Origin of the sequence: Streptomyces sp. NPDC047453, assembly GCF_040643155.1 — a bacterium.
In the GTDB taxonomy this organism is placed as follows: domain Bacteria; phylum Actinomycetota; class Actinomycetes; order Streptomycetales; family Streptomycetaceae; genus Streptomyces.
The window spans coordinates 20,431-35,035 of record NZ_JBEYTS010000040.1 but is presented as its reverse complement, the minus strand read 5'-3'; the positions used below and the strand labels follow the sequence as shown (position 1 = coordinate 35,035).

The 14,605-nt window shown below is 71.2% G+C and carries 20 protein-coding genes; 16 read left to right on the top strand and 4 right to left on the bottom strand.

Annotated elements, in window-relative coordinates; all coding sequences use genetic code 11:
• Nucleotides 1–8 precede the first annotated feature (8 nt).
• The 7 genes from ABZ818_RS28260 to ABZ818_RS28230 all read left to right on the top strand — a co-directional run bounded on the left by ABZ818_RS28260 (nt 9) and on the right by ABZ818_RS28230 (nt 4,480).
• Nucleotides 9–263 (top strand): MoaD/ThiS family protein, encoded by a 255-nt coding sequence (locus tag ABZ818_RS28260; RefSeq protein WP_361420374.1) that lies wholly within the window; start codon nt 9–11, stop codon nt 261–263.
• A gap of 3 nt (nt 264–266) precedes the next feature.
• Nucleotides 267–1,607, top strand: coding sequence for a hypothetical protein (locus ABZ818_RS28255; protein ID WP_361420371.1), 1,341 nt, complete (start codon nt 267–269; stop codon nt 1,605–1,607).
• A 122-nt stretch (nt 1,608–1,729) separates the two neighbouring features.
• A complete protein-coding gene (locus tag ABZ818_RS28250) occupies nt 1,730–2,473 on the top strand; it encodes a DUF2993 domain-containing protein (RefSeq protein WP_361420368.1) in 744 nt (247 codons plus the stop codon).
• A gap of 205 nt (nt 2,474–2,678) precedes the next feature.
• Nucleotides 2,679–2,759, top strand: coding sequence for a putative leader peptide (locus ABZ818_RS28245; RefSeq protein WP_355139345.1), 81 nt, complete (start codon nt 2,679–2,681; stop codon nt 2,757–2,759).
• Nucleotides 2,760–2,896: 137 nt separating this feature from the next.
• Nucleotides 2,897–3,742 carry a sulfurtransferase gene (locus ABZ818_RS28240; protein WP_361420365.1) on the top strand — a complete coding sequence of 282 codons (846 nt, stop codon included), beginning with the start codon at nt 2,897–2,899 and terminating at the stop codon, nt 3,740–3,742.
• A 49-nt stretch (nt 3,743–3,791) separates the two neighbouring features.
• Nucleotides 3,792–4,079: a DUF1416 domain-containing protein gene (locus ABZ818_RS28235; protein ID WP_100569102.1), complete on the top strand. Its 288-nt coding sequence runs from the start codon at nt 3,792–3,794 to the stop codon at nt 4,077–4,079.
• Nucleotides 4,080–4,222: 143 nt separating this feature from the next.
• The gene (locus tag ABZ818_RS28230; protein ID WP_361420361.1) at nt 4,223–4,480 is read left to right on the top strand and encodes a DUF3099 domain-containing protein; all 258 of its coding nucleotides are present in this window, start codon (nt 4,223–4,225) and stop codon (nt 4,478–4,480) included.
• A 26-nt stretch (nt 4,481–4,506) separates the two neighbouring features.
• Here ABZ818_RS28230 and ABZ818_RS28225 read toward each other — a convergent pair whose 3' ends face one another.
• Nucleotides 4,507–4,869: a DsrE family protein gene (locus ABZ818_RS28225; RefSeq protein ID WP_361420358.1), complete on the bottom strand. Its 363-nt coding sequence runs from the start codon at nt 4,867–4,869 to the stop codon at nt 4,507–4,509.
• A gap of 275 nt (nt 4,870–5,144) precedes the next feature.
• Here ABZ818_RS28225 and ABZ818_RS28220 point away from each other — a divergent pair, with 275 nt between their 5' ends.
• From ABZ818_RS28220 to ABZ818_RS28210, 3 genes are read left to right on the top strand one after another with little or no spacing between them, the layout of a single operon-like run.
• On the top strand, nt 5,145–5,720 hold the full coding sequence (locus ABZ818_RS28220) for an FABP family protein (RefSeq protein WP_361420355.1): 576 nt from the start codon (nt 5,145–5,147) through the stop codon (nt 5,718–5,720).
• A gap of 32 nt (nt 5,721–5,752) precedes the next feature.
• A complete protein-coding gene (locus ABZ818_RS28215; protein WP_361420352.1) occupies nt 5,753–6,223 on the top strand; it encodes a Fur family transcriptional regulator in 471 nt (156 codons plus the stop codon).
• A gap of 10 nt (nt 6,224–6,233) precedes the next feature.
• Nucleotides 6,234–7,199, top strand: coding sequence for a folate-binding protein (locus ABZ818_RS28210; RefSeq protein ID WP_361420349.1), 966 nt, complete (start codon nt 6,234–6,236; stop codon nt 7,197–7,199).
• Between the two features lie 26 nt (nt 7,200–7,225).
• Here the strand turns inward: ABZ818_RS28210 and dtd are convergent, their stop codons facing one another.
• Nucleotides 7,226–7,651 (bottom strand): D-aminoacyl-tRNA deacylase, encoded by a 426-nt coding sequence (gene dtd / locus ABZ818_RS28205; protein ID WP_361420346.1) that lies wholly within the window; start codon nt 7,649–7,651, stop codon nt 7,226–7,228.
• A 172-nt stretch (nt 7,652–7,823) separates the two neighbouring features.
• Between dtd and ABZ818_RS28200 the strand changes: the two genes are divergently transcribed.
• From ABZ818_RS28200 to ABZ818_RS28185, 4 genes are all read left to right on the top strand, one after another.
• On the top strand, nt 7,824–8,492 hold the full coding sequence (locus ABZ818_RS28200) for an AmfC protein (RefSeq protein ID WP_361420343.1): 669 nt from the start codon (nt 7,824–7,826) through the stop codon (nt 8,490–8,492).
• 128 nt (nt 8,493–8,620) lie between these two features.
• Nucleotides 8,621–9,631 (top strand): asparaginase, encoded by a 1,011-nt coding sequence (locus tag ABZ818_RS28195; protein WP_361420340.1) that lies wholly within the window; start codon nt 8,621–8,623, stop codon nt 9,629–9,631.
• Between the two features lie 108 nt (nt 9,632–9,739).
• Nucleotides 9,740–10,999, top strand: a complete 1,260-nt coding sequence (locus ABZ818_RS28190) for a GNAT family N-acetyltransferase (protein ID WP_361420337.1) — start codon at nt 9,740–9,742, stop codon at nt 10,997–10,999.
• Between the two features lie 405 nt (nt 11,000–11,404).
• Entirely contained in the window at nt 11,405–12,313 is a 909-nt protein-coding gene (locus ABZ818_RS28185) for a winged helix-turn-helix domain-containing protein (RefSeq protein ID WP_361420334.1), read from the top strand.
• A 42-nt stretch (nt 12,314–12,355) separates the two neighbouring features.
• On the opposite strand, the gene ABZ818_RS28180 is transcribed toward ABZ818_RS28185, so the two are convergent.
• Entirely contained in the window at nt 12,356–12,544 is a 189-nt protein-coding gene (locus tag ABZ818_RS28180) for a hypothetical protein (RefSeq protein WP_361420331.1), read from the bottom strand.
• A 182-nt stretch (nt 12,545–12,726) separates the two neighbouring features.
• Between ABZ818_RS28180 and ABZ818_RS28175 the strand changes: the two genes are divergently transcribed.
• Together ABZ818_RS28175 and ABZ818_RS28170 are read left to right on the top strand one after the other, a co-directional pair.
• Entirely contained in the window at nt 12,727–13,605 is an 879-nt protein-coding gene (locus ABZ818_RS28175) for a GntR family transcriptional regulator (protein WP_361420328.1), read from the top strand.
• 29 nt (nt 13,606–13,634) lie between these two features.
• A complete protein-coding gene (locus ABZ818_RS28170; protein WP_361420325.1) occupies nt 13,635–14,354 on the top strand; it encodes an HAD family hydrolase in 720 nt (239 codons plus the stop codon).
• A 13-nt stretch (nt 14,355–14,367) separates the two neighbouring features.
• On the opposite strand, the gene ABZ818_RS28165 is transcribed toward ABZ818_RS28170, so the two are convergent.
• On the bottom strand, nt 14,368–14,550 hold the full coding sequence (locus ABZ818_RS28165; protein WP_361420322.1) for a hypothetical protein: 183 nt from the start codon (nt 14,548–14,550) through the stop codon (nt 14,368–14,370).
• Between the last annotated feature and the right edge of the window lie 55 nt (nt 14,551–14,605).

The window sequence follows — 14,605 nt, the reverse complement described above, 5'->3', positions numbered from 1 at the left end:
GGGACGGGATGGCAAAGGTCACGGTGCGCTACTGGGCGGCGGCGAAGGCCGCGGCCGGGGTCGCCGAGGAGCCGTACGAGGCGGAGACGCTCGCCGAGGCGCTCGACGCGGTGCGCGGGCGGCACCCCGGTGAGCTGGACCGCGTTCTGCGGCGGTGCTCTTTCCTCATCGACGGTGACCCGGTGGGGACGCGCGCACATGAGACGGTACGGCTGATTGAGGGCGGCACGGTCGAGGTGCTCCCCCCGTTCGCAGGAGGGTGAGCGATGACCGACCAGCCGTATGAGGGGTCTCCCGGGTCTCCGTACGACAACCCCTACAGCGGGTACGACCCGTACGCGGGGCAGTACCCCCAGCAGCCCGCCGCGCAGCAGCCGTACCCGCAGGTCCAGCCGCAGCAGCCCGCCGTGCAGCAGCCGTATCCGCCCGTCGACCAGCAGGCCTACCCGCCGGCCCAGCCGCAGGCGTGGCCCGCGCAGCAGCAGGCGTACGGGGACCCGCAGGCCGCCGGCCAATACACGCAGCAGTGGCAGGGGCAGACCTGGGACACCCAGACGCACGCCCGGCCGCCGGCCGCCGCCGCGGAGACGGGGTACCTGCCTCCGGTGGGGCACCAGGGACCGGTGGCGGCTCACGGGGTCCAGGGTGGCGAGGGGCACGGCGCGCAGGCGCCTTCCTACGCGCCGCAGCCGCAGCCGCAGGCTCCGGCCTCGGCCGCCGCAGCGGAGACGGCCTACCTGCCCCCGGTGGGGCATAACGCACCGCAGCCGCAGGCCGCCGCAGCGACGCCTGCCGATCCCGAGGGGGACGGGCCCGCCTACGGTCCCGCGACCGTCGCCGGAAACACCCGGGTCACCGACGCGCAGCGGGCCCGCGCCGAGGGACGCTCGCCGATCATCGAGCCCGGGATGCAGCCGGCCGCGCTCACGGCGCTGCTGGGGCTGCTGCTGGCCGGCACGGCGGAGCTCGGCGTCTACGGGCTGCTCGTGCCGCTGGTCGTGCTCCAGGGCGTGACGGCCGCGGGCTGGTTCCGGCTGAACGGCATGTGGCCCGCCCGGCAGGGCATCGCCCTCGGCTTCGCGGGCGCGCTCGCCGCGGACGTGGCGGTGCTCGCCGCGGGCCGCGAGCACGCGCCCGCGGCGATCCTGGGCACGCTCGGGGTGTGGGTGCTGCTCTCCCTCGTCCTCCAGCTGCGCTCCCACGCCGACCCGGACGAGCGGATGTACGGCCTGATGGCGAGCGTCGCCGCGGCGGCGCTGGCGATCGTGGCCACCGGCTACCTCGCCGCCCCGCCGGACGCGGTCGCGGTCGGCGCGGCGGCGGTCGCGGTGGCCGTCCTGGCGCGGGCGCTGCCGCTGCCCGCGGCGGCCTCGGTGGTTGTTGCGCTGCTCGCGGCGGCGGGCGCGGGCAGCGCGGTCGGAAGCATGACGGACCTGGGCGCCAAGGGCGCGCTGCTCGGCGCGGGCGCCGCGGTGTGCGCGCTGATCGGGCACCGCGCGGCCAGCTACGACTACCCCTCGCGTTTCGTGCACTTCACGGCCGGCGTCGCCCTGCCACTGTCGGCCGCGGCACCGGTGGTGTGGATGCTGGGACGGGCGCTGGGATGACCGCGCCCCGGACCGGGCCCGCTGTCACAGCTGCTCGACAAACCCCTGGCCCGGTCCCCGGGGAGGTTTACGCTCGCGCGTGACGGCCATCCGGTCGTGGAGGACCGCAGAGGGGGAACCGGTTGCGAGCGCTGAGAGTACTCCTGATCGTCGTCGTGGTCCTGGGCGTCCTGTTCGGGGTGGTCGACCGCGTCGCGGTGCACCTCGCGGAGGGCCAGGCCGCCGACCGGCTGAAGGCGACCGAGAACCTGGCGAGCACCCCCGACGTGTCGATCAAGGGCTTTCCCTTCCTGACCCAGCTGGCGAGCGGCGAGCTGGACGACGTCGAGGTCGGCATCAAGGGCTACGAGGCGACCACCGGCAACGGCGACCAGAAGATCCGTATCGACGACATCACGGCGGACATGAAGGGCGTGCGGTTCTCCGGCGACTACAGCTCCGCCACCGCCGCCACCGCCACCGGCACCGCGACGATCGCCTACGACCAGCTGCTCAAGGCCGCGAAGTCCGAGTCCGCCCAGGTCGCCCCCGGCGTCACCGCCCATGTGGTCGGCCTCTCCGACGGCGGCGACGGCAAGATCAAGGTCGACGTCGAGGTCCAGGCCGCGATACTCGGCATCAAGCAGCGCAAGACGCTCTCCCTGCTCAGCTCGGCCACCGTGCGGGGCGACAAGGTGGAGGTGCGCGCCGACGCCCTGCCCATGGTCGGTGGCGTGCGGCTCCCCGAGGGCCGGGTCAGGTCGGTCACGGACTTCCAGCAGGCGATCGACCGGCTCCCCGCCGGGGTCGGGCTGGACTCGGTCAGGGCGGCCGCGGACGGCGTCGAGATCACCCTGAAGGGTTCGGACGTCAAGCTGGCCGGGTAGACGTGCGGTGAACAAAAGGTTGTCCGACTGGCGAGACACCCTCGTCCGCACCGCAGATGCCTGCGCGACCGAGAACGGACACGAGCGCCCGAAGGTCGTACGGCGACGGTTCGGGCGCTCTTTCATTCCCACATCCCGGACGATCATGTCTCAGTATCCGACATGCCGGTGACACGCCCGCCTGTCCCTCCCTACGATCGACCCCATGCAGCGACAGGCGGATCTCACGAAGCGGCGGGCAGTGGACCTGTGCCGTGTTGCCGCCATGCTCTGTCGCACTTCCTGAGCGGGAGCTCTCTCCCGTATCCCCGCCCCGCGACGACCCGGGGCCCACCCGCGCGCCGTACGCCGGCATCGAACGCGTACCCGCGCGCCCCCTCGCACTCGCACACCCCGCCGTACCTGCCCCGGAGGAGATTGAGCATGAGCCGCAGCGACGTCCTGGTCGACGCCGACTGGGTCCAGGAACACCTGGACGACCCGAGCATCGCCATCGTCGAGGTGGACGAGGACACGTCCGCGTACGACAAGAACCACATCAAGAACGCCGTCCGGATCGACTGGACCCAGGACCTCCAGGACCCGGTGCGCCGTGACTTCATCGACCAGGCCGGCTTCGAGAAGCTCCTGTCGGAGAAGGGCATCGCCAACGACCACACGGTGATCCTCTACGGCGGCAACAACAACTGGTTCGCCTCGTACGCCTACTGGTACTTCAAGCTGTACGGCCACGAGAACGTCAAGCTCCTCGACGGCGGCCGCAAGAAGTGGGAGCTGGACGCCCGCGAGCTGGTCGACGGCACCGACGTGCCGGAGCGTCCGAAGACCGCGTACCAGGCCAAGCCGCAGGACACCTCCATCCGCGCCTTCCGCGACGAGGTCGTGGAAGCGATCGGCAAGCTGAACATCGTCGACGTCCGCTCCCCCGACGAGTTCTCCGGCAAGCTGCTCGCCCCGGCCCACCTGCCGCAGGAGCAGTCGCAGCGCCCCGGCCACGTGCCGACCTCCCGGAACATCCCGTGGTCGAAGAACGCCAACGACGACGGCACCTTCAAGTCGGACGACGAGCTCAAGGCCCTCTACGAGGACGAGCGAGTCGACCTGTCGAAGGACACCATCGCCCTGTGCCGCATCGGTGAGCGCTCCGCGCTGACCTGGTTCGTGCTGCACGAGCTGCTCGGCGTGCAGAACGTCAAGAACTACGACGGCTCCTGGACCGAGTACGGCTCCCTGGTGGGCGTGCCGATCGAGCTCGGCGCCGGCAAGTAAGCAAGACGGTTCAGACCGTTTCGACCTCATCGAACCTCTGGAGAAGCACATGTGTGGAGCGAAGGCCGGCGGCCCGGACGCCTCGACGATCAAGCCCGGTGAGACGACGATCCAGGGTCAGGTGACCCGCGACGGCGAGCCGGTGACGGGCTACGTCCGTCTGCTGGACTCGACCGGCGAGTTCACCGCGGAGGTCCCCACCTCCGCCACGGGCCAGTTCCGGTTCTACGCGGCCGAGGGCACCTGGACCGTCCGCGCCCTCGTCCCCGGCGCCAGCGCCGACCGCACGGTCGTCGCCCAGCAGGGCGGCCTCGCGGAGGTCGCGATCGCGGTCTGAGCGGTCGAGCGGCCGGGGCTGCCGGAGCAGGCTGAGCACGGTACGGCCGAAGGGCCGCACCCCACGGGTTGGACACCCGGGGTGCGGCCCTTCCGGCGTTCCCGTCCCGGCACGTCAGGCCCCCGCGGACCTACCCTGGAAGCATGTACGCACGACGTCGGCATGTGTACTTCGCCATGATGGGGATCTGCATCGGACTGTTCGTCCTGGCGTGGGGTGTCGTGCGCATCTGGTCGGTTCCCGCGGCCGTCGGCATGTGCCTGGTCGCCATGGTGATCCCGCCGTTCGCCGCGATGGTCGCCAACCGGCGCGGGCCCGAGGACCGCTGGTGGGACGACCCGTCCGGCGACCCCAAGTCCGACGAGTGGTGGGACGAGCTGGACGGAAAGAAGCGTCGGTAGCTCCCGGGGGGCGCCCCTCGGTCCGTTCAGTAGACGAGCGCCTGCGTCCCGTCCTCCAGGGCCTCCTGGACGAAGACCTGCGCGCCCGCGATCCGTACGCCCTCGATGACGTCCTTCTCCGTGATGTTCCGGCGGGCCGCGCACTGGGTGCACAGGGTGAGCCGGCCGGCCGCGAGGATCGACTCGATCAGGTCGGGCAGCGCAGCGGCGTGCGGCAGCTCGAACTCGGCGGCCCGGCCCGGCAGCGCGAACCAGGAGGACTCCCCGGTCAGCCACAGGGAGACGTCCACCCCGCTGGCCGCGGCCACCGCCGCCACCGTGAACGCCTGAGAACACCGCTCGGGAGCGTCCGCCCCCGCGGTCACCTTGATCACCAGCTTCTTCGCCATGCCCGAATCGTAATCAAGTCGCCTGCGGACGCGGAGCGGACCGCTCGCCCGAGGCCGGGGGCGCACCTCGCCAAGAGGGCCGGCTCCGGGCCGACTAAGCTGGGGGCCGGCCCTGCGTATGTACCGCACCTGCTCAACCGAGGAGCACCCCGTGGAGATCTTCTTCGAAACCCTGCTGGTCCTGGTCTGCGTCGGCGTTCTCGCCTTCGCCTACCTGACCGTGAAGAAGCTGTACCAGGGCCAGCGCTGACGACGACATCCAGGAACAGTTGCTCATGATCGAGATTCCGTCCGACCTCCACAAGGACCTGGTTCCCCTCGCCTTCCTGCTCGGCGACTGGGCCGGAGCCGGCGTGCACGACTTCCCGGGCGCCGAGAAGTGCAACTTCGGCCAGGAGGTCAGCTTCACCCACGACGGCCGGGACTTCCTCGAGTACCACTCCCGTACCTGGGTGCTGGACAACGACGGCAACAAGGTGAAGCCGCTGGAGACCGAGTCCGGCTTCTGGCGGATCGACGCCGACCGCAAGGTCGAGGTCACGATGACCCGCGACGACGGCGTCATCGAGATCTGGTACGGCGAGCTGGCCCACAAGAAGCCGCAGATCGAGCTGGCCACCGACGCGGTCGCCCGCACCGCCGCCTCCCGCCCCTACACCGGCGGCAAGCGGCTGTACGGCTACGTCAAGAGCGACCTGATGTGGGTCGGCGAGAAGCAGACCCCCGAGGTCGAGCTGCGCCCCTACATGTCCGCCCACCTGAAGAAGGTCGTCACCCCCGAGCAGGTCGAGCGCTGGGCCAAGGCCCTCCCGGACGACCTCCCGGACGACGGCATCGCCTTCTTCAAGTGAGCCCAGCCGGGTCGCAGCCCTAGACTTGAGTTGTGGTGAGCACCGACTGGAAGAGTGATCTGCGACAGCGTGGCTACCGGCTGACCCCGCAGCGGCAACTCGTGCTCGAAGCCGTCGACAGCCTGGAGCACGCGACACCCGACGCCATCCTCGGCGAGGTGCGGAAGACCGCGTCGGGGGTGAACATCTCCACGGTGTACCGGACCCTGGAGCTCCTGGAGGAGCTCGGGCTGGTCAGCCACGCCCATCTGGGGCACGGTGCGCCGACGTACCACCTGGCGGACCGGCACCACCACATCCACCTGGTCTGCCGGGACTGCACCAATGTCATCGAGGCGGACCTGTCGGTGGCGGCCGAGTTCACCGCGAAGCTGCGGCAGCAGTTCGGCTTCGACACGGACATGAAGCACTTCGCGATCTTCGGGCGGTGTGCGGACTGCGCGCGCAAGGCCGCGACGGCTTCGGGTGCCTCGGCCGGCAGGAGTCCAAGTACCGAGTCGTAGGCTTGTGTTCATGAAGAGCCCCCTGCTGTCCCTGCCCGGCGCCGTCCAGGCCGAGGGCGTGGACGAAGGCGTCGCCGCCCACTACGGCGACCTGTTCCGCGAGCAGCGCGCCCTCGCGGACGGTGCCGGATTCGTCGACCTCTCGCACCGCGGTGTCGTCACCGTCTCCGGCGAGGACCGGTTGAGCTGGCTGCACCTGCTGCTCACCCAGCACGTCAGCGAGCTGCCGGCCGGCCAGGCCACCGAGGCGCTGATCCTGTCCGCGCACGGCCACATCGAGCACGCGCTCTACCTGGTCGACGACGGCGAGACGGTCTGGGCCCATGTGGAGCCCGGCACCCAGGAGGCGCTGATCGCCTACCTGGAGTCGATGAAGTTCTTCTACCGGGTCGAGGTCGCCGACCGGACCGCCGACTTCGCCGTCGTGCACCTGCCGGCCGGTTCGATCGCCGACGCGCCCGAAGGTGCCGTCGTGCGGGAGACCGCCTACGGCCGCGACCTCTTCCTGCCCCGCGAGGACCTGGAGTCCTACGCGGGCCAGGCCGGCCCGCCGGCCGGGATCCTCGCCCACGAGGCCCTGCGCGTCGAGCAGCACCGGCCCCGGCTCGGCTTCGAGACCGACCACCGCACCATCCCGCACGAGCTGGGCTGGATCGGCACGGCGGTTCACCTCCAGAAGGGCTGCTACCGCGGTCAGGAGACCGTGGCCCGGGTGCAGAACCTGGGCAAGCCGCCGCGCCGCCTGGTCTTCCTGCACCTCGACGGCAGCGAGGTCCACCTGCCGGCGCACGGCACCGGGATCCACCTCGCCGACGAGGGCCCGGACGGCCGCAAGATCGGCTTCATCACCACGTCCGTACGGCACTACGAGCTCGGACCGGTCGCGCTCGCCCTGGTCAAGCGGAACGTGCCGGTGGACGCGCGGCTGATGGCGGGCGAGACGGCGGCGGCGCAGGAAGTGGTCGTGGAGCCGTAGCCTCCGCGAGGCTCACAGCTCCCGGCTCACACCTCCACCAGGACGGTGAACGGGCCGTCGTTCGTCAGCGACACCCGCATCGACGCGCCGAACCGGCCCGTCGCGACCGTCGCGCCCAGGGAGCGCAGCTGCGCGACCACCTCGTCCACCAGGGGCTCGGCGACCTCGCCGGGCGCGGCCGCGTTCCAGGTGGGGCGGCGGCCCTTGCGGGCGTCGCCGTACAGCGTGAACTGGCTGATGACCAGCAGCGGGGCGCCGGTGTCGCTGCACGACCTCTCGTCGTGCAGCATGCGGATCGACCAGAGCTTGCGGGCCAGCTGCGCCGCCTTCTCCTTGGTGTCCTCGTGGGTGACTCCGACGAGGACGCACAGCCCCTCGCCCTCGATGGCCCCCACCGTCTCGCCGTCCACCACGACGCTCGCGCCGTCCACCCTCTGCACCACTGCACGCATGCCGACCATGATGCCTCTCGGCCGTCCGGGTGCCGCGAGGGGTCCATATCGTGCTTCTTTCCGCTCCTTAACGCTCCATCCGGGGCTGATCGGGGGCACTCGGTCACATACTGGCCACTCAGGGTGGCACGATGCTGTCGTACGCGCCGGTCGAGGGGACGGTTGAGGCGCCATGAGCACATCGAGTACCGAGCGGCAGCCCGTGGCGGCCTCGCCCATCCTCGCGGATGTCACCGAGGCCCACCGGCCGCCCATGCAGCGCACCGACAGCCCCGGGCCGGCCGCTGTGGACCCCGAGCCCAGCTCGTCGAACACGGGGTACGCCCGGCATCCCGACCTGACCGTGCTGAGCCTGCCGGAACTGCGCGCCCTGCGCCGGCAGGCGCAGCGGGACGAGGCCGACCTGAGCTACGTGCGGCGGCTGCTTCAGGGGCGGATCGACATCCTGCGCGCGGAGCTGGCCCGACGCGGGCCGGAGTCCGTCCTGGGCGCCGGGCAGGTGCCCGCGCCCGAGCAGGGGTCAGTCGTCGAGCGCCTCGCGGAGATCCTCAAGGACGCGCCCGCCCGGCAGCGCTCCTCCGCCCGGCATGTGACGCTCGGCACACCGCACGGCGAGGAGTACCGGAAGCTGGCCGCCCAGATGCTCGCCGAGGTCGAACTGTCGGACCTCGGGGCGCGTACGGACCGGGAGTTGGGCGCGGCGATGGGGCGGCTCGTGCGGTACGAGCAGCAGGTGTCCGGGCGGCGGCAGCAGTTGCAGCGCACGGCCGACGGATGCGGCACGGAGATCGCCCGCAGGTACCGTGAAGGGGAAGCGCAAGTCGACGACCTGCTCATCTGACGCGACGGCCGCGGAGACGCCGGGGTCGGCGTGGGGAGCGGGTTTCTCTTGTTCTCGCCCCCTTGTTCTCGCCCCCGTTCTGCCTGTTTCCGCTTGTTTTCCGCCTGTCGCCCGGAAGGCCACCGCCGATGTCCGCGTCCACAGCCCCCTCCGCCGTGCCGTCCTCCGCCCCTGCGTCCGCGTCCGGCGCTTCGGACGCGGTGCCGCCCGTACTCGCCGAGGTGGTCCGCTCGGGGTTCGTGGAGGGGCGGCACCGGGGCAGCCTGGTGGTGCTGGCCGCGGACGGTTCGGTGGAGCGCGCGCTGGGGGACGTGAGCGCGCCGGTCTTCCCACGCTCGTCCAACAAGCCGATGCAGGCCGCGGGGGTGCTGCGCGCCGGGCTCGACCTGGCCGGTGAGCGCCTGGCGCTCGCGGCGGCCAGCCACTCCGGGGAGGTCTTCCACCGCGACCTGGTCCACAAGATGCTCGGCGAGCACGGGCTGACCCCGGCCCAGTTGCAGTGCCCGCCGGACCTGCCGCTGGACCCGGAGGAGAAGGAGACCTACCTGGCCGCCGGGTCGGTGCGCGACCGGGTGGTGATGAACTGCTCCGGCAAGCACACCGCGATGCTGGCGGCGTGCGCGCTGCGCGACTGGCCGCTGGAGTCGTATCTCGACCCCGAGCACCCGCTCCAGCGGATCGTCCACACCGTTGTGGAGGAGGCGGCGGGCGAGCCGGTGGCGGCGGTCGGCACGGACGGCTGCGGCGCGCCGCTGGCGGCGATCAGCCTGGCGGGCCTGGCCCGCGCCTACCGCGCCTTCGTCCTCGCCGCACCCGGCACCCCCGAGCGCCGTGTCGCGGACGCCATGCGCGCCCATCCCGAGTACGTCGCCGGCACCCGCCGCCCCGACACCTGGCTGATGCGCGAGGTCCCCGGTGCCCTGTCCAAGATGGGCGCGGAGGCCGTCCAGGCCGTCGCCCTCCCGGACGGCCGCGCCCTGGCCTTCAAGATCGACGACGGCGGCACGAGGACCCTCGGCCCGGTGCTGGCCCGCGCCCTGACCCTGATGGGCCTGGACGCCCCGGTGCTCGAACGCATCGGGCACGCCCCGCTGCTGGGCGGCGGCCGGCAGGTGGGGGAGATCCGGGCGGCCTTCTGACCCCGGCGAAGCAGCCCTTGCGGGACGGCACGGAGTCGGGACGAGGCCGGGGCGGCGGGGCGAGGAAAACATCGCGACACCCCGCCCCCGGCCCCCTACTGTCACCCCATGACTGCCGCCAGCCCCGATATCGACGTACGCCCCATCACCGACGCCGAGATCCCCGACTGGGTCCGCGCCCTGAACACCGGCTTCCTGCGTCCCCCCGGCGTCTCCGACGCCGAGATCGCCGACCGGCGCTCGTACATCGAGCCGTCCCGCACCCTCGGCGCCTTCGACGCGGGCCGGTGCGTGGCGACGTTCCGGTCCTTCCCGCAGGAGCTCACGGCCGTGGGCGGTGCAACCGTTCCCGCCGACGCCATATCCAATGTGACCGTCACCGCCACCCACCGCCGCCGCGGCCTGCTGACCCGGATGATGGCCCAGGACCTGGCGGCCGCGAAGGAGCGCGGTGACGTCGTGGCGACCCTGCTCGCCGCCGAGTACCCGATCTACGGCCGCTACGGCTTCGGGCCGGCCACCTGGATGACCGAGTGGACGATCGACGTGCCCCGGGCCGGACTCGACACGCGCCGGGCGGGTCCGGAGGACGGCGGCCGGGTCGATCTCGTGGACGTCGACGACGTGCGCAAGCTCGGCCCGGAGCTGCACGAGCGGCTGCGCCGCGTCCAGCCCGGCGCGATCGACCGCTCCGAGCGCTGGTGGCAGGTCACCACCGGCGCTCTGCGCCCGGACGGCCGCCCCTGGACCGAGCCCTTCCATGCCGTCTACCGCGCGGCGGACGGCACGGTCGAGGGGCTGGCGGTGTACCACTGCGACGAGACCTGGTCGGACGCCAAGCAGCCGCTGAACACGGCCACGGTGAAGAATCTGATCGCGGTGACCCCGGCCGCCGAGCGCGCGCTGTGGCTCCACCTGTGCTCGATCGACTGGATCATGAAGGTCAGGAGCGGCTGGCGGGCCCCTGACGACCTGCTCCCGCACTTCCTGCCGGACCCGCGCGCCGCCACCGCCACCACGCACGCGGACTGGCTGTGGGTGCGGATCCTCGACGTCGTACGGGCCCTGGAGGCGCGGGCGTACGAGGGCACGGGAACGCTGGTGCTGGAGGTCCTGGACCGGGCCGGAATGGCCGGCGGGCGCTGGCGGCTGGAGGCGTCGCCCGCCGGAGGGATCTGCACGCCGACGGCGGAGAGCGCCGATCTGACGCTGGACGTGGCTCAGTTGGCGGCCCTGTGGCTCGGCGACGAGTCGGCGGTGCGGCTCGCCGCGCTGGGTCGGGTCCGGGAAGAACGAGCGGGCGCCGCCCGAGGGGCGGACGCCCTGCTGCGTACGTCCAGGCGGCCTTGGTGCCCGGACATGTTCTGAGCGCTCCTTCCTGCCGGTGGCGGGTGACAGGTATGACGCATCCGTAGCCTGCTGTTCGGTTGTGGCTGTACGAGACGGTCTTCAGTTGTGGCTGTGCGGTTTGTTCGGTTGTGGCTGTGCCGACCGTGCCGGCTGTGCGCCGGCTGTTCAGTTGTGGCTGTGCCGTGCGGTGCCGGACTGCGGCTGCCGCTCCCCGTTGGCGTGCCGACCGACCGAGCTCCCGGCTCCCCTCCGGAAGGGAGCACGGTCGTACGTCCTCCAACCGTCACCCTGGTGGCCAACACTTGGAAAGTTTGGCCATGTCGCTCAAGTTGGCTACCAACTCCACTGCTGTTATCTCCGCTTGGAAGCGGCTCATAACCACCTTGCAGCGAACTGCCGGAAGATGGCGGGAAGTTGTACTGTTTGGCCGTGGACCCGGAACACGCCTCCGCCAATGGGCGGAAGAGGTCACAGCGGCCACAGAGGTCACACCGCGAGGTGGCCGACGAACTGCGGCACCGGATCAAGACCGGAGTGCTGCGGCCGGGCCAGCGCATGCCCACCCAGGCCAGGCTGGCCGACGAGTTCGGTGTCGAGCGCGGAGCCGTGCGCCAGGCCCTGCGCATCCTCCAGTCGGAGCACCTGCTCACCAACGTGTCCAAGGGGAGCCCGGCGACCGTCGCAGCCGGCCCGGTGGGGGCCCTGACCGGCCCCGCCGCCCCGCCGCTGCCCACCACGGCCGCCCTCGCGCCCCGTATCGCGGCCGCCTTCGGCGCCCCTCACGTCGAGATCGACGCCCTGTGCCTGACCGCGATCTCGCTCACCCTGGCGATCGGCGAGCCGCTGCGGCAGATCCACGCCGGGCGACTGAAACCGGCCAAGATCGACGTCCGTGTGCTGCTGCCCAGCCGGGACATCGACCTCGCCTTCCCTGCGCCGGTGGACGCCTCCGACGCCGGCCGGCTGCGCCGCCGGTGGCTGGCCCAGCGCAACGCCCAGGGCCAGGTGCTCAAGCACAACCTGCTGGCCCTGCGCGCCACCCACGGCATCGACGTGCGCGTGAGCTTCCGCGCCCTGCCCTTCACCCCGCCGGTCAAGCTGTACCTGCTCAACGACAGGGAGGCGCTGTTCGCGTACTACACGCTGCGGCGGCGTGAGCAGGAGATCGACCACGAACACCTGGAGTTGTACGACGCGGAGGGCACCCGGTCCATCCTCTTCGCCTTCGAGCAGGGCGCCGACCCGCGTGACACGACCTTCGTCGAGCAGTCCCATGTGTGGTTCAACGCACTGTGGGAGACGATCAGTTCGGAGCTGCTGCTCACGAGCTGACGCCTCCCACGGGGAGTGGCCCGGACGCTGGGGATCCGTGTGTCACAGGGCGGGCCCCGCGAGCAGCACCGCCAGCACCACGGCCCCCACGGAGCTGAGGGTCGGGTTCCTGGCCTTGATGCCGACGGTGAGCAGCAGCAGGCCGATGATGCCCATCGCGCCGTACTTCCACTGCACGAGTTCCTCGAAGCCGACGACGAAGATGGCTGACACAAGAGCGAGAGCAGGCATGGCGATTCCCCCTTCGGACGGTTGCGGTGCCGGGACGGGCGTGGGGGGTGTCGGGGAGAGGGTGAAAACTTCCACCAACTCCATCAAGTTGGTCACCAACTCTGCTTTAGTTGTCCCCACTTGGCAGCTATCTATAAACAAGTTTCAAACAACTGCCTTTAGATAGAGCAAAGTTGTACCGTTTGGTTGTGACCCAGGAGAGCGTGACCGTGAACGGCAGCAGGAGAAGCTCGCCCCAGGAGATCGCCGAGGCCCTGCGGGAACGGATCCGCACCGGCGAGCTCCGGCCGGGCGACCGCCTGCCCACCCAGGCCGAACTCGCCGAGGAGTTCGGAGTGGAGCGCGGCGCCGTGCGCCAGGCCCTGCGAGTGCTCCAGGGGGACGGCCTGCTCAGCAACGTGACCAAGGGCAGTCCGCCGCGCGTCGCCGTGCCCGTCGCCGGCCGCGTGGAGCCGCAGCCGACGATGGTCGGCCTCGCGCCCCGGCTCGTGGAGGCCTTCTCCGCCCGGCAGGTCAGGATCGATGCGGCCTGCCTCACGGCCGAGACCCTGATGGTCGCCGTCGGCGAGCCCCTGCGCCTCATCCACGAGGGCCGGCTGCGCCCCGAGTCGATCGACGTGCGCATCCTGCTGCCGTCCCGCAACATCGACCTGGCCTTCCCGATCTCGGTGGACCGGCCGAGCGAGGACGACCCGGTCCACCAGCGCTGGCTGGCCCAGCGCAACGCCCAGGGCCACGTCCTGAGCCACAACCTCAAGGCCCTGCGCGCCACCCACGGCATCGACGTCCGCGTCACCTTCCGCGCGCTGCCCTTCACGCCGCCGGTCAAGCTCTACCTGCTCAACGGCGCCGAGGCGCTGATCGCGTACTACATGGTCACCCGCCGCGAGGAGCGAGCGGACGACGGGACGCTGGACATGTACGACGTCCTCGGCACGGAGTCCCTGCTGTTCTCCTTCGAGAAGGCGACCGGGCAGCGCGACGCCGCGTTCGTGACGGAATCGCAGAAGTGGTTCGACGCCCTCTGGGAAACCATTACTTCGGATCTGACACTCTCCTAGTGACTTCTGATGCGACGCAGACCGAAGCGGTGACAGCTGAGACCGGAAATGAGACCGAGGAACTGCGAAACCTGATCGCGGATGCCCGTGTCGTGCTCTGGGACTTCGACGGGCCGATCTGCCGGCTGTTCGCCGGACACTCGGCGGAGGGGGTGGCGAATGAACTGGTGCGGTGGCTGGAGGGCCAGGGCGAGCACGGCCTGCTGACCGACTCCGAACGGCAGTCGCTGGACCCGCACGTAGTCCTGCGCGCCGTGGACCGCCGGCGCCCCGGCAGCGACCTCGTCACGGAGTTGGAGGAGCGGCTGACCGAGGAGGAACTGCGAGCCGTTGCCTCCGCGCTGCCCACTCCGTACGCCGACCCGCTGATCCGCACCTGGAAGGCCCTGGGCTCGCGCCTGGCCATCACCACGAACAACTCGCCCCTCGTGGTGCACGAGTACCTCGACGGCCGCGACCTCGGCGGCTGTTTCGCCCCCCACGTGTACGGACGCACCCGGGACCTGAAACCTCTCAAGCCCGACCCCCACTGCCTGAACCGCGCCCTCACCGCCACGGGCGCCTCGCCCGCGCAGGCCCTGATGATCGGCGACACCCCCACGGACCACGAGGCCTCCCTGCGGGCCGGCGTACCCTTCCTCGGCTACGCCCGCAACGGTCGCAAGGAGAAACTGCTCAGGGAGGCGGGCGCCACGGTGGTCGTGGACTCCCTGGAGCCGGTACTGCGGATCCTGCGGGATCGGGCCTGAGCGCCCCGCCGGTTCAGGCCTGAGTCATCAGCAAGGTGAAGGCGACGGCCGCACCGACCGCGAGCCGGGTGTCGCGGGCCCGTATGCCCACGGTGATCGCGACCAGTAGGGCCAGTCCCAGCACGCCAAGCCGGGCCCGCGCCTCGTTCGTCAGGAGGAACTCCCCCAGGATCCGGAGCATTTGCAGCAGGACCACGTTCCCCACCAACCCTTCCAGTTTCAGTGAGGCGGCCAACCAGCAGGCCAATTGG

Coding starts and splice junctions, on each gene's coding strand:
- ABZ818_RS28230 (WP_361420361.1), top strand. CDS start 4,223: ATGTACGCACGACGTCGGCATGTGTACTTCGCCATGATGGGGATCTGC.
- ABZ818_RS28190 (WP_361420337.1), top strand. CDS start 9,740: ATGACTGCCGCCAGCCCCGATATCGACGTACGCCCCATCACCGACGCC.
- ABZ818_RS28220 (WP_361420355.1), top strand. CDS start 5,145: ATGATCGAGATTCCGTCCGACCTCCACAAGGACCTGGTTCCCCTCGCC.
- ABZ818_RS28195 (WP_361420340.1), top strand. CDS start 8,621: ATGTCCGCGTCCACAGCCCCCTCCGCCGTGCCGTCCTCCGCCCCTGCG.
- dtd (WP_361420346.1), bottom strand. CDS start 7,651: ATGCGTGCAGTGGTGCAGAGGGTGGACGGCGCGAGCGTCGTGGTGGAC.
- ABZ818_RS28180 (WP_361420331.1), bottom strand. CDS start 12,544: ATGCCTGCTCTCGCTCTTGTGTCAGCCATCTTCGTCGTCGGCTTCGAG.
- ABZ818_RS28255 (WP_361420371.1), top strand. CDS start 267: ATGACCGACCAGCCGTATGAGGGGTCTCCCGGGTCTCCGTACGACAAC.
- ABZ818_RS28240 (WP_361420365.1), top strand. CDS start 2,897: ATGAGCCGCAGCGACGTCCTGGTCGACGCCGACTGGGTCCAGGAACAC.
- ABZ818_RS28225 (WP_361420358.1), bottom strand. CDS start 4,869: ATGGCGAAGAAGCTGGTGATCAAGGTGACCGCGGGGGCGGACGCTCCC.
- ABZ818_RS28210 (WP_361420349.1), top strand. CDS start 6,234: ATGAAGAGCCCCCTGCTGTCCCTGCCCGGCGCCGTCCAGGCCGAGGGC.
- ABZ818_RS28260 (WP_361420374.1), top strand. CDS start 9: ATGGCAAAGGTCACGGTGCGCTACTGGGCGGCGGCGAAGGCCGCGGCC.
- ABZ818_RS28200 (WP_361420343.1), top strand. CDS start 7,824: ATGAGCACATCGAGTACCGAGCGGCAGCCCGTGGCGGCCTCGCCCATC.
- ABZ818_RS28235 (WP_100569102.1), top strand. CDS start 3,792: ATGTGTGGAGCGAAGGCCGGCGGCCCGGACGCCTCGACGATCAAGCCC.
- ABZ818_RS28245 (WP_355139345.1), top strand. CDS start 2,679: ATGCAGCGACAGGCGGATCTCACGAAGCGGCGGGCAGTGGACCTGTGC.